The following is a 13,669-nucleotide window of genomic DNA, read 5'->3' on the forward strand; positions in this document are numbered from 1 at the left end:
AGGTCCAACATCAATAACTGAACGACCAGAGTAATCAACACGCTTACCAAGTAAGTTTTGTCTAAAACGACCTTGCTTACCCTTAAGCATGTGTGATAGAGACTTAAGTGGACGGTTACCAGGACCGGCAACAGGACGACCACGACGACCGTTATCGATTAAAGCATCAACGGCTTCTTGTAACATACGTTTTTCGTTTTGAACGATGATACCAGGAGCATGTAGGTCTAATAGTCTCTTCAAACGGTTATTTCTGTTAATAACACGACGGTACAAGTCATTTAAGTCAGAAGTAGCAAAACGGCCACCTTCTAGTTGTACCATCGGTCTTAAGTCAGGTGGAATAACAGGAATTGCTTCCATTACCATCCAAGATAAGTCATTACCAGATTGTAAGAATGCTTCTAGAATATCTAGACGTCTAACCGCTCTAACACGTTTTTGACCAGTAGCTTTCTTAAGTTCATCTTTTAGTTCTGCAACTTCTTTATTGATATCAACATTGTTCAATAAAGTTCTAATTGCTTCAGCACCAATTTGTGCTTGGAAACGATTACCGTATTCTAGTTTCTTATCACGGTAATCTTGTTCTGAAATTAGTTGCTTGTTTTCTAGTGGAGTATCACCAGGATCAGTAACAACGTATGAAGCAAAGTAGATAATTTCTTCCAAAGCACGTGGACTCATGTCTAATACAAGACCCATTCTACTTGGAATACCCTTGAAGTACCAAATGTGTGTTACTGGAGCAGCAAGTTCAATGTGTCCCATACGTTCACGACGTACTTTGGCACGAGTAACTTCAACTCCACAACGGTCACAGACAATACCTTTATATCTAATACGTTTATATTTACCACAAGCACATTCCCAATCCTTTGTAGGACCAAAAATTCTTTCGTCGAATAGACCGTCTTTTTCTGGTTTTAAGGTTCTGTAGTTAATAGTTTCTGGCTTTTTAACTTCACCAAATGACCAACTACGAATCTTATCAGAAGAAGCTAATCCAATTTGCATGCTTGAAAATTTATTTACATCGACCAATGGATAGTCCCCTTTCTTTATTCCTTAAAGTTGGTGTTTGCTTTATCATCTTGTTCAGACTTTTCTTCGTCTGTTTCTTCCTTGCCTTGTCTTTGCTTTTCAGCTAGTTTGCTTAAAGCATCAGTGTTTAAGACATTGTCATCGTCTTCACTATCTAAGTCGCGAAGTTCGATTTCTTCATTGTCATCATTTAGAACCTTCATGTCTAATCCAAGAGCTTGAAGTTCTTTAACAAGAACACGGAATGATTCAGGAACACCTGGCTTAGGAATTGGTTCACCCTTAACGATTGCTTCGTATGTCTTAACACGACCAACAACGTCATCTGACTTGTAAGTCAAGATTTCTTGTAGTGTGTATGCGGCACCATAAGCTTCTAGGGCCCAAACTTCCATTTCCCCGAAACGTTGTCCCCCAAATTGGGCTTTACCACCAAGTGGTTGTTGAGTAACTAATGAGTAAGGTCCAATTGAACGAGCATGGATCTTGTCATCAACCATGTGGGCAAGTTTCAAGTAGTGCATAACCCCAACAGCGACACGCTTATCAAATGGTTCACCAGTTCTACCATCATAAACAACTGATTTACCGTCTGAAGCCATACCAGCTTCCTTAACAGCATCCCAAATATCAGAATCACGAGCACCATCGAATACCGGAGTACTTACGTGGATACCAAGTTTTCTAGCAGCCATACCTAAGTGAAGTTCAAGAACTTGTCCGATGTTCATACGTGAAGGCACACCCATGGGACTCAATAGGATATCGATTGGAGTACCATCTGGTAAGTAAGGCATATCTTCTTCAGGAATAACAATAGATACAGTACCTTTGTTACCGTGACGACCAGACATCTTGTCCCCTACTTGAATCTTACGTTTTTGAGCAATGTATACTCGAACCATCTTGTTAACACCTGGAGCTAATTCGTCACCGTTTTCACGAGTGAAGACCTTAACGTCTTGAACGATACCGCCACCACCGTGAGGTACACGTAGTGAAGTATCACGAACTTCTCTAGATTTTTCACCGAAGATAGCATGTAGTAATCTTTCTTCAGCTGATAATTCTGTTACACCCTTAGGAGTAACCTTACCAACTAAGATGTCACCATCATGTACTTCAGCACCAATTCTGATAGTTCCTTCTTCATCAAGGTTTCTTAGAGCTTCTTCCCCAACATTAGGGATTTCTCTAGTCATTTCTTCAGGTCCAAGTTTGGTATCTCTAGTTTCTGATTCATATTCTTCAATATGAATTGAAGTATATACATCTTCTCTAACTAAACGTTCTGAAATACCAATGGCATCTTCGAAGTTGTAACCTTGCCAAGTCATAAATGCAACAACAGGGTTTTGACCTAGGGCCAATTCACCATTTTCCATTGATGGACCATCAGCAAGAATTTCATCAGCGTCAACCTTGTCGTTTACACGAACGATTGGACGTTGGTTGTAGTTTTTACCACCGTTTGAACGTTGGAATTTCATTAGTTTGTAAGTATCTAATGAACCGTCTTCTCTTCTAACACGAATTTCGTCAGCGTCAACATATTCAACAGTACCTGGGTGTTTACAGATTAGAGCAACCCCAGAATCATGTGCTGCCTTGTATTCGATCCCAGTTCCAACAAGTGGAGCATGTGGATTTACCAAAGGAACAGCTTGACGTTGCATGTTGGCACCCATTAGGGCACGGTTTGAGTCATCGTTTTCCAAGAAAGGAATACATGCAGTCGCAACAGAAACAACTTGTTTAGGTGAAACGTCCATGTAATCGACATTTTCAATCTTAGTTTCGATGTTATTTGACTTATATCTAGCCATAACAACGTCGTTCTTGAATGAACCGTCTTCATTTAATGGTGAGTTAGCTTGAGCAACTACGAAGTTATCTTCTTCGTCAGCTGATAAGTAATCAATCTTATCAGTAACTTTGTGAGTATCCCATGAAACACGACGGTATGGTGTTTCCACGAAACCGTACTTGTTAACTTTAGAATAACTTGAAAGTGAGTTAATCAAACCAATGTTAGGTCCTTCAGGAGTTTCAATAGGACAAATACGACCATAATGCGTGTAGTGAACGTCACGAACTTCGTATCCAGCACGGTCTCTAGTTAAACCACCAGGTCCCAATGCGGATAGACGACGTTTATGAGTTAATTCACCCAATGGGTTAGTTTGGTCCATGAATTGTGATAATTGTGATGAACCAAAGAATTCCTTAATTGAAGCAACAACAGGACGAATGTTAATTAGTTGTTGAGGAGTAACAGTAGTAGTGTCTTGAATTGACATACGTTCTCTAACAACACGTTCCATTCTAGCTAAACCAATTCTGAATTGGTTTTGTAGTAATTCACCAACGGAACGAATACGACGGTTACCTAAATGGTCAATATCATCAGGTTCACCAATTCCTTCTTGTAAGTTAAAGAAGTAGTTGATTGAGGCAATGATATCTGCCGGAGTAATGTGGTGGAAATCTTCAGGAATGTTATCATTTCCGATCATGTTAACAACATGGTCTGGATCAGTTTCTGATTGTACTTTAATGATTTGAACAGTCATTGGTTCAGGAACTACTGATTCATCTGAAGGGTTGAATGTGTATGCTTTGAAGTCTTCACGATCCAAGTATGGAGCTATTTCCTTCATAACATTCTTATCAACAACAGTACCCTTCTTAGCAATAATTTCACCAGTATCTGGGTCAGCTAAAGTTTCAGCAAGGGTTAATCCAAGTAGACGAGTCTTTAAGCTCAACTTGTTGTTGGTCTTGTATCTACCAACTGGAGCCATGTCGTAACGTTTTGGATCAAAAAATCTAGTAGTTAATAGACTACGAGAAGAGTCAGCAGTCTTAGGTTCACCCGGACGTAGACGTTCGTAGATATCTTTTAGGGCTTCTTCAACACGTGAATCAGTGGTGTCTTTGTGAACATCCTTTTCAAGAGTTAATGAAAGGCTGTCATTGCTACCTAAAATTTGAGTAATTTCATCATCAGAGCCAAAACCTAAAGCACGTACTAATTCAGTAATTGGTAGTTTTCTAGTTCTATCAATACGTACGTATGATAAGTTCTTTGCATCAGTTTCGAATTCCATCCATGCACCACGGTTAGGAATTACAGTAGTACCGTAACTGATACGGCCGTTCTTGTCTTCTTCTTTATGGAAGAAAACACCAGGAGAACGAACTAATTGTGAAACAATTACACGTTCTGCCCCATTGATAATAAAAGTACCTTGATCTGTCATTAATGGGAAATCACCAAAGAAAACATCTTGGGTCTTGATTTCACCAGTTTCATGATTAGTCAATTTTAATGTGATATGAAGTGGAGCTGAGTAGTTAGCCTCATGATCTCTTGCTTCATTAACAGTGTACTTAGGTTCTAATAGTTCGTAATCAACGAATTCTAAGGATAGTTTTCCTTGGAAATCATCAATTGGCATAATGCTGTTAAACATTTCACGCAAACCTTCATCTAAGAACCACATGTATGAATCGGTTTGAATTTCAATTAAATTAGGTAAATCAAGAACTTCCTTGATTTGTGAGTAACTTCTACGAATACGGTGTTTACCATATTTAACTAAATGTCCTGCCAAGTTCTTCACCCCTCCAAAAAATTCTACGAAAATGAAATATTACAATTGTGTTACAATTGCACTTTTTTACTGATTTTTACTAAAAATGAGCAAAAAAAAACCAAAACAAGCAATCTCGATTGACGCTTATTTTTGGTTGATATAGGCGCATCTGACGGACAATAGATCGCCGACACGCATTTCATTTCATAGTTATATACCCAGTATGATACTCTAAAAGCATAGTTAAGTCAATGTTTTGCATAAAAAAGAGAGGATTAAATCCTCTCTTTTTTATGCATTAACAGTTTCTTTTTTAGTAACTGTAATTTTCCCTTTGGAAGCTCCGATTGAAACTTCATCCCCTGGTTTAATTGAACCAGAAAGAATTTCTTCAGAAATTTTATCTTCCACATCATTTTGTAGTGCTCTTCTAATTGGACGAGCACCGTATTCAGGATTAAAACCATTCTTAGCAATCAATTCAATTGCGGCTGGTGTCATCTTAATGTTGATACCTAGATCATGAACTCTCTTCAATAAATCATTTGTCATTAACTTAACAATTTCTTGAACTTGCTTTTGATTTAGTTCATGGAAAATAATTGTTTCATCAATTCGGTTTAAGAATTCTGGTCTGAAGAATCGTTTCATTTGTTCTTCAACGGTCTTCTTCATTAGCTTGTAGTTTTCATCGTCTTTATCTAATTCAGCACCAAAACCAACTGTCTTCTTATCACGAAGTGCAGCAGCACCTAGGTTAGAAGTCATAATTAGTACTGTGTTTCTGAAATCAACGTGACGACCCTTTGAATCAGTTAGGTATCCATCATCTAGTACTTGTAGTAACAAGTTGAAGACATCTGGATGAGCCTTTTCTACTTCATCGAATAAAACAACTGAGTATGGATGTTGTCTTACCTTTTCGGTTAGTTGACCACCTTCTTCGTATCCAACGTATCCGGGAGCTGAACCAACCATTCGAGAAGCTGATTCTTTTTGCATATATTCTGACATATCAATTCTGATAATATCATCTTTTGAGCCAAACATTTCTTCAGCCAAATCTTTAGCCAATTCAGTTTTACCAACACCAGTTGGTCCCAAGAAGATAAATGAACCGATTGGACGGTTAGGATCTTTAATTCCACTTCTTGCACGTCTAATTGCTCTAGATACTGCAGAAACGGCTTCATTTTGACCAATAATTTTCTTGTGTAAAATGCTTTCTAAGTTTACCAAGCGCTTGCTATCTGTCTTAGTCATCTTAGTAACTGGTACACCAGTCCATTCAGAAACAACCTTAGCAACATCTTCACCAGTTTCTGAAATGTTGTACTTATGTTCCTTTTGTGCCTTTTGACGTTGATCAGCAATCTTGTCACGTTTATCAGCTAATTCTTTTTGTACTGCTTGTTCTTTTTCTCTTAAACTAACAGCATCTTCAAAACGTTGTTCTTCAATTGCACTTTCCAGTGCTTTACTGTATTCAGCGATTTGATTTTGTAATTCATCCAATGGATCTTCATCGTCTAAATTATCAATTCTAATCATAGCAGCTGCTTCATCCATCAAATCGATGGCCTTATCAGGTAAGAAACGATTACTAATGTAACGAGATGATAAATCAACCGCTTGTTCAATTGCATCATCTGTAATTTTAACTTGATGATGAGTTTCGTACTTAGGACGAATCCCCTTAAGAATTTGAATTGCTTCATCTCTAGTTGGTTCTTCAACAGAAACCGTAGCGAAACGACGAGCCAAAGCCCCATCTTTTTCAATGTACTTTTGGTATTCGTTCAATGTTGTAGCTCCAATTGTTTGTAAGTCACCTCTAGCTAATGCTGGTTTTAAAATGTTAGAAGCATCAATTGCCCCTTCAGCTCCACCAGCACCCATTAAGGTGTGTAATTCATCAATGAATAAAATAACGTTACCAACTGATTTAATTTCGCTGATAATCTTCATTAAACGTTTTTCGAATTCACCACGATACTTAGTTCCAGCAACTAAAGTTCCCATTTCAAGCATCATGACACGTTTGTTTTCCATATCATCCGGCACTTGACGGTTAGCAATCTTCAAAGCTAATCCTTCGACAACAGCGGTCTTACCAACCCCTGCTTCACCAACTAGAACTGGGTTGTTCTTAGTACGACGACTTAGAATTTGGATAACACGTTTGATAACGTCATCTCTTCCAATTGTAGGATCGATTAAACCGTCTTTAGCAGCCTTAGTTAAGTCGGTTGCTAATGAGTCAAGCGTTGGAGTTGTTCCATTTGTCACTGCTGGTTTAGCACCTGGCAATGGAATGTTTTTGGCATTTGGGTTGGGATTTGATGAAAAGCCCATTTTACGTAATAGCACTTTTTTAATAAAGTTCATGTCTCTTACGTTCATGCTTTCTAGAATTCTAGTAGCGACAGTTTCTGGCGTATCCAAAATAGCGATTAATAAGTGTTCTGTACCAATTCTGGCAGCACCATACTTCTTAGAAACTTGCCCTGCAATGGTAAGAATTTGTTCAGTCTTTGGTGAATATGGTAGGTATGAATCTTGATCATATTCATGCAAATTACCATAACCAACTAAGATTTCGATTTCACCCTTAATATCTTCTTCATTGATATCGCATTGTTTTAATGCTGACTTAGCGATTCCGTTAGTTTCCATCGCTAAAGCTAGTAATAAATGTTCAGTTCCGATAGCCTGATGGCCAAATACTTTGGCTTGTTCTTGCGCTATAATTAAAACGTTTTTCGCACTAGGAGTAAAAATGTTATCCATGTTATGCCTCACTTTCTAGCTCTTGTATCTCAAATGATCTAAAATGGCGATCATTATGTTTGCTCTAATCTGATTTTCAAGTAATGTATTGCCGATTGCTAGAGTTTGTTTAGTAATAGATGCTAACACTAAATCAGCCTCATTGTCAGTAATTAGCTCATTTACAACTAAAGTATTAATTAATGCCTTCGCTTCTCTTTGCGTTAGGTCTGTTCCAATTGCATCTATTAATGTGTCTAGTATTTCAATATTGTCTAATAACTTCACTTTTTCAATACGGATGTATCCTCCGCCACCTCGTTTACTTTCTACTACATATCCATTTTGAATAGTAAAACGAGTCTTAATCACATAATTAATCTGTGATGGTACAACATCAAAGTGACTGGCAATATCAGATCTACTAATCTCAACACGTTCATCTTCAGCAATCATTTCCTTTAGATATCTTTCGATAATATCGGAAATGTTTTTTCCTTGCATGTTACCACCCCAATTCTTTGACTAATCTTGACTATAATTATACGTAATTATAGCCGAAATGCAAAGATTTTTACCGAAAATAAAAAGAGAAAATGAATTAACATTTTCTCTTTTTCATCTATATTATCGGGAAGACAGGATTCGAACCTGCGACCCCCTGGTCCCAAACCAGGTGCTCTACCAAGCTGAGCTACTTCCCGAAATAAAAAAAATGCACCCAGTAGGAGTCGAACCTACAACCTTCTGATTCGTAGTCAGACACTCTATCCAGTTGCGCTATGGGTGCATAATAAATATTAAATTAAAAATAATGCCGAGGACCGGGATCGAACCGGTACGGTCATCACTGACCGCAGGATTTTAAGTCCTGTGCGTCTGCCAATTCCGCCACCCCGGCAGAAGTATGCAAAGCGGAAGACGGGATTCGAACCCGCGACCCCCAGCATGGCAAGCTGATGTTCTACCACTGAACTACTTCCGCATAAATGCCGACTAGATGATTCGAACACCCGACCTCTTCATTACTAGTGAAGCGCTCTAGCCAACTGAGCTAAGTCGGCAGCATTTTTGCAAATAATGCAATGCGGGCGAAGGGATTCGAACCCCCACTTCCATAAGGAAACTAGAACCTAAATCTAGCGCGTCTGCCAGTTCCGCCACGCCCGCATGGTGATATTAAAATGTATATGGCATTGAGCCAATGAGCCGTGGCAGGTTCGAACTGCCGACCCTCTGATTAAAAGTCAGATGCTCTACCGGCTGAGCTAACGGCTCAATGGAGGATACAGGGCTCGAACCTGTGACCTCCTGCTTGTAAGGCAGATGCTCTCCCAACTGAGCTAATCCTCCATGAGGTCAATCAAGTCATCTCTTAACAAGACAACTATTTAATATTATCATTTGTAGCAATTCATGTCAACAAAAATTTTAATTAATTTGCTTTGAATTCATATTTGTAAGCCGTTTTATAACTCAACAAAAAATATTATATCGAAAAATACATTCCTCGTCTACCTTTTTTTGCAAAAAATGAATAGCAATTCTGTTTTGATTGATTTCATTATCATCCCTTCCTATAAGAACATCTTATTTCTATATATAAAAAGAACCTCCTAAGGTATCATCTTAGGAGGTTCTTTTCAGTTTTAGATATAATTAACCTTCTTTAGTAATAGTAGTACGACCACCCATGTAAGGTTGTAGTACTTTTGGAATACTGATTGAGCCATCTTCGTTTTGAAAGTTTTCCAAAATAGCTGCTACAGTTCTACCAACGGCTAAACCTGAACCATTCAATGTGTGAACGAATTGAAGCTTTCCATTTTCATCTCTGTATTGAATGTGTGCACGACGAGCTTGAAAATCAGTCGTGTTTGAACAACTTGAAATTTCACGGTAACGACCTTGAGCAGGCATCCAAACTTCAATATCATGGGTCATTGCTGCAGTGAAACTCATATCACTAGTAGTTAAAGTAATTACGTGGTATGGAATTTCTAACATGTCTAGTAATTCTTCAGCATGTGCAGTAATGCTTTCTAGTGCATCCCATGAATCTTCTGGTTTAGTGAATTGAACCATTTCAACCTTGTTGAATTGGTGTAAACGAATTAAACCCCTAGTATCACGTCCGGCACTTCCGGCTTCTGATCTAAATGCTGGTGAAAGTGCAGTAAACTTAACTGGCAACTTGTCAGCATCCATTACTTCATCTCTGTAGTAATTTACTAATGGAACTTCGGCTGTTGGAATCATTGTTAAATCACTATCTGCGATTTCGAAACCAGCTTTAGTTTCTTTAAACTTAGGAAATTGTCCAGTTCCAAACATTGAGTCTGAGTTAACCATGTATGGAGGAAGTACTTCTTTGTAACCTGCTTTAGCGTTTTGGTCTAAGTAGAAATTATAGATAGCACGTTCTAATTGTGCACCTGCTCCCATGTAGTATACAAAACGGCTACCAGCAACTTTAGCACTAGCTTCAAAATCTAGAATTCCTAAGTCTTCACCGATTTCCCAGTGGTTCTTAGGTTGGAAGTCAAACTTACGTGGTTCACCATGTTTTCTTAATTCCACAGCTCCTTCTTCAGTTAAACTGATTGGAACTTCATCCGCTGGAATGTTTGGTAAGTGGGCAGCTAAATCTTGTTGATCTTGTTGAACCTTTTCTAGTTCAGCATCTAAATCTTTAACTTCCTTACCAACTTGTTGCATTTCTTCAATTGCTGAAGTGGCGTCTTCTTTGTTACGCTTTGCTTCGGCAATCTTCTTTGAAACATCATTCTTCTTAGCTTTTAGGCTTTCGCTCTTCACAATTAGTTCACGACGTTTTTCATCGTAACCTAATAGTTCATCGATAGTTTCAGCTTTAACATTTCTAGTAGCTAACTTTTCTTTTACCCAATCTGCGTTTTGACGAATCATTTTCATATCTAACATAATACATACCTCCTGAAAATAAAAAGAAGACCTCCATCCATTGGGACGAAGGTCTTCTTTTCGCGGTACCACCCAAGTTCTTAGCATAAGCTAAACACTCGTATGGTGATAACGGTCACTAGCCGTGTAGCATTACCTACCCGCTTTTACGTATGCTGGAATTTCGACTTGTAATTCACACCAACCATTACATCTCTTAAGTGTCTACTTAAAACATACATTGCGTTTATTTGTTGATTTAATAGTATTACAAAAGTTTTAAATTGGCAACTACTTTAATTGCAATTCTGCAATTTTTTCATCAATTTGTTTTAATACTTCTGCTAAATCGTCTTCACTTTCAATGAAATCTAACTTATCACCATCAATTTCCATCTTTGGTGATAAATCATAATTTGCATACCAATCATCATAACGTTGGTTTAAGTCTTTGTAGTAATCATAAAGTTCTGGATCTTTATCCACTTGTTCATAACTACGACCACGTTTTTGAATTCTCTTTAACATTGTTTCGAAAGAAATATTGATGTGGATTAATAAATCTGGGTTCTTTTGATTTGGTGACCCTGGAATTTCTTCCATCATATTATCCAATAATGAATCATAGATATCTGCTTCAGTAGAAGTCGCACGTTTCATGTCAGCATTCAAACGGAATAATAGTGAATCTTCATAGATTGAACGATCCATTACGCTTAGTTTTTCATTTTGCGCTTTTTCAATGTTGTTTAAACGAGTATTTAAAAAGTAGATTTGTAGTAAAAATGCATACTTTTTAGGGTCTTTATAAAATAAAGGTAGAATTTCGTTATCATCAACTGATTCATAGTAACCAGTTGATTCTAAGTGTTCTGACAATAATTTAGTTAAAGAGGTCTTTCCCGCTCCAATTGTTCCAGCAAGTACAATCATATTAGTCTCCTTAAGTTGAGTTTCTTCTATATATTATTTTAATACATCAGACTATTTTTGAATACGGCAATATGGCTGGAAAATAAAAAAGATGCTAATTCTTAGCATCTTTTAATCTTATTTTTCTTGTTCTCTTAAATCTGATGGTGAAACATCGACTTCGTCTAATGGAATTAGATGAGTCTTGTACTTAATCTTGTATCCAATGTATAGAATTAATACAAGTGGAACTGAAATGTAAGTAATTCCAATTTGTTCCCAATCTAAGTTAGCAAATGAAGTAATATTTTGACCACATATAACAAGAATACATAGAATTAAAGTAATGATTGGTCCAATTGGGAACCAAGTTGCAGAGTACTTCAATTCATCTAAACTATGACCTTGCTTGATAAATGCTCGTCTGAAACGATAATGAGAAATGGCAATTCCCACCCAAGCAATGAAACCAGTTAAACCAGAAGCAGCCACTAACCATAGGTAGATTTGTGGTCCTTCGATACTAGTGATAAATGTGAGTAATGCAATCGCAGTAGTAACAAGTAATGCACCAACCGGGATTCCGCGACGGTTAGTCTTACCCATGATTTTAGGTGCGAAACCTTGGTGAGCCATTGAGTATAACATTCTAGTAGATGCGTACATCCCTGAGTTAGCTGAAGAAATAACAGAAGTTAAGATAACAGCGTTCATAACAGATGCAGCGGCAGCCAATCCAGCACGCTTGAAGACAATTGTGAATGGACTGATTGCAACATCAGTAGCACTTGAACCTAATAAATCAGGACTAGTGTAAGGAATAATTGCTCCAATAACAAAAATAGCAAGAATGTAGAATAAAATGATTCTCCAGAAAACATCACGAATGGCTAGTGGAACAGCTTTTCTGGGGTTATCTGATTCACCAGCAGTAATTCCGACTAATTCGGTTCCTTGGAATGAGAAACCAGCCACAACGAATACTGCTAGGATCATTGGAAGACCACCAACAAATGGTGCCTTCTTAAATGTAAAGTTAGATAGACCAACGAAGTGACCACCCATGATACCGAAAATAGTTAAAATTCCGACACCTAGGAAAATAAAGATGGTTACCACCTTAATAATGGACATCCAAAATTCGGTTTCACCGAATGACTTAACTGATAGAGCATTGATGGCTAAGATCAATACCAAAGTAACGGCACTAAAAATCCAACTTGGGAAGTGTGGTAACCAGAACTTAACAACTAAAGCTGCAGTACTAATATCAACCGCAACTGTAATTGCCCAGTTAAACCAATAGTTCCAACCCATCGCAAAACCAAGCGCAGGATCAACGTACTTACCGGCATAGGCAGCAAATGAACCTGAAATTGGTGTATTAGTTGCCATTTCACCTAAACTAGTCATTAAAAAGTAAACCATTAATCCCATTAATAAATATGCAACTAATGCTCCACCCGGTCCAGCTTGACTAATTACTGAACCTGAGGCAACAAAAAGACCAGTTCCGATTGAACCCCCTAAGGCAATCATTGAAACATGACGGGTCTTTAAACCTCTCTTCACTGTGTTATCTGAATTTTGACTCATTGACTTCACCCTCTTTTCTTATTTCTAAGAGGTACTAATGATAAATAACTAAAAAAGTCCCGTCCTGCAAAACGCAAGAAGAGACCACATAATCAGTAACTTTAATTATCGATCATAAAAGCACTCCGTGATAAATTATCACGACAGTCCCTAGTCTATTAAACTAGAGCCCAACGTACAATCCATAAAGTGATTGCTTGTTTCGGCAGTCCTTCCCTTTCACTAATCTTCATCACTGCTTTATCAGTTCAGATTAGCTACTCTTGTTAGCTGCGCCTCTTCTTAGATTTATGAGAATAATTATATCCTAAGATATCCCCAATTACAACATGATTATTTTAATTTTTGTGAATAAACTAAATTGTCATCGTACTTATCCACCTGTGTAAAACCTAACTTTAATAGTAAGTGCTGTGATGCAATGTTATTAACATCAACGGTGGCTTCTACTATTGATACGCCATCCATCCCCTGTTCTAGCACCCATTGTAATGCATAGGTCATATATCCGCGTTGTTGATAACTTGTGTTGATAAAATATCCTAGTTCAACATTTTCAAAATCGGGTTCAAAGTTATCCCCAATTTCTGGGAAAATGTTAATAAGTCCCACTAATCTGTGGGTATCTTTTAGCCTAATCGCGTAGGTTTTATTTGTATCATTTTCGGATTCAAATAACATTTTAGCTTTTTGTTCATCTTCTACCGGTTCAAACCCGGTCTTTTGAGCCATCACTGGATCACTCATCATTTCAAAGTAGGCAGGAAAGTCAGTATCATATAATTCTGTTACTTCTATTTCTTTATTCATATTTTTATCCACACTTA

7 protein-coding genes, 8 tRNA genes, 1 pseudogene and 1 riboswitch are annotated in these 13,669 nt (G+C 37.7%); all 16 genes and pseudogenes read right to left on the reverse strand.

Annotated features, from left to right (window positions below; translation table 11 throughout):
- Window positions 1–1,044 (reverse strand): annotated as a pseudogene (locus RZ74_RS06895) (DNA-directed RNA polymerase subunit beta'); the annotation flags it as partial.
- Window positions 1,045–1,061: 17 nt separating this feature from the next.
- Window positions 1,062–4,661, reverse strand: a complete 3,600-nt coding sequence (gene rpoB / locus RZ74_RS05090; protein ID WP_378252643.1) for a DNA-directed RNA polymerase subunit beta — start codon at window positions 4,659–4,661, stop codon at window positions 1,062–1,064.
- A 273-nt stretch (window positions 4,662–4,934) separates the two neighbouring features.
- The gene (locus RZ74_RS05095) at window positions 4,935–7,433 is read right to left on the reverse strand and encodes an ATP-dependent Clp protease ATP-binding subunit (protein ID WP_053950339.1); all 2,499 of its coding nucleotides are present in this window, start codon (window positions 7,431–7,433) and stop codon (window positions 4,935–4,937) included.
- A gap of 15 nt (window positions 7,434–7,448) precedes the next feature.
- A complete protein-coding gene (locus tag RZ74_RS05100; protein ID WP_053950340.1) occupies window positions 7,449–7,916 on the reverse strand; it encodes a CtsR family transcriptional regulator in 468 nt (155 codons plus the stop codon).
- 126 nt (window positions 7,917–8,042) lie between these two features.
- A tRNA-Pro gene (locus RZ74_RS05105) sits at window positions 8,043–8,116 on the reverse strand.
- A 12-nt stretch (window positions 8,117–8,128) separates the two neighbouring features.
- Window positions 8,129–8,202, reverse strand: a tRNA-Arg gene (locus tag RZ74_RS05110).
- A 25-nt stretch (window positions 8,203–8,227) separates the two neighbouring features.
- Window positions 8,228–8,313: transfer RNA gene (locus RZ74_RS05115), tRNA-Leu, on the reverse strand.
- Between the two features lie 12 nt (window positions 8,314–8,325).
- A tRNA-Gly gene (locus tag RZ74_RS05120) sits at window positions 8,326–8,397 on the reverse strand.
- 5 nt (window positions 8,398–8,402) lie between these two features.
- Window positions 8,403–8,476, reverse strand: a tRNA-Thr gene (locus RZ74_RS05125).
- A 22-nt stretch (window positions 8,477–8,498) separates the two neighbouring features.
- Window positions 8,499–8,582, reverse strand: a tRNA-Leu gene (locus RZ74_RS05130).
- 35 nt (window positions 8,583–8,617) lie between these two features.
- Window positions 8,618–8,690, reverse strand: a tRNA-Lys gene (locus RZ74_RS05135).
- Between the two features lie 2 nt (window positions 8,691–8,692).
- Window positions 8,693–8,765: transfer RNA gene (locus RZ74_RS05140), tRNA-Val, on the reverse strand.
- Window positions 8,766–9,071: 306 nt separating this feature from the next.
- A complete protein-coding gene (gene serS, locus RZ74_RS05145; RefSeq protein ID WP_053950341.1) occupies window positions 9,072–10,355 on the reverse strand; it encodes a serine--tRNA ligase in 1,284 nt (427 codons plus the stop codon).
- A gap of 270 nt (window positions 10,356–10,625) precedes the next feature.
- Window positions 10,626–11,267 carry a deoxynucleoside kinase gene (locus tag RZ74_RS05150; protein WP_053950342.1) on the reverse strand — a complete coding sequence of 214 codons (642 nt, stop codon included), beginning with the start codon at window positions 11,265–11,267 and terminating at the stop codon, window positions 10,626–10,628.
- A gap of 117 nt (window positions 11,268–11,384) precedes the next feature.
- Window positions 11,385–12,842 carry an amino acid permease gene (locus tag RZ74_RS05155; protein WP_053950343.1) on the reverse strand — a complete coding sequence of 486 codons (1,458 nt, stop codon included), beginning with the start codon at window positions 12,840–12,842 and terminating at the stop codon, window positions 11,385–11,387.
- Window positions 12,843–12,952: 110 nt separating this feature from the next.
- A riboswitch (Lysine riboswitch) is annotated at window positions 12,953–13,131 on the reverse strand.
- 44 nt (window positions 13,132–13,175) lie between these two features.
- Window positions 13,176–13,664, reverse strand: coding sequence for a GNAT family N-acetyltransferase (locus RZ74_RS05160; protein ID WP_053950344.1), 489 nt, complete (start codon window positions 13,662–13,664; stop codon window positions 13,176–13,178).
- Window positions 13,665–13,669: the final 5 nt, after the last annotated feature.

The sequence above is a fragment of the Apilactobacillus apinorum genome (assembly GCF_001281175.1).
In the GTDB taxonomy this organism is placed as follows: domain Bacteria; phylum Bacillota; class Bacilli; order Lactobacillales; family Lactobacillaceae; genus Apilactobacillus; species Apilactobacillus apinorum.

What these genes read in the sequence shown, in the direction of transcription:
- RZ74_RS05150 (WP_053950342.1), bottom strand. Translation starts at nt 11,267, where the DNA reads ATGATTGTACTTGCTGGAACAATTGGAGCGGGAAAGACCTCTTTAACT.
- RZ74_RS05100 (WP_053950340.1), bottom strand. Translation starts at nt 7,916, where the DNA reads ATGCAAGGAAAAAACATTTCCGATATTATCGAAAGATATCTAAAGGAA.
- serS (WP_053950341.1), bottom strand. Translation starts at nt 10,355, where the DNA reads ATGTTAGATATGAAAATGATTCGTCAAAACGCAGATTGGGTAAAAGAA.
- RZ74_RS05095 (WP_053950339.1), bottom strand. Translation starts at nt 7,433, where the DNA reads ATGGATAACATTTTTACTCCTAGTGCGAAAAACGTTTTAATTATAGCG.
- RZ74_RS05155 (WP_053950343.1), bottom strand. Translation starts at nt 12,842, where the DNA reads ATGAGTCAAAATTCAGATAACACAGTGAAGAGAGGTTTAAAGACCCGT.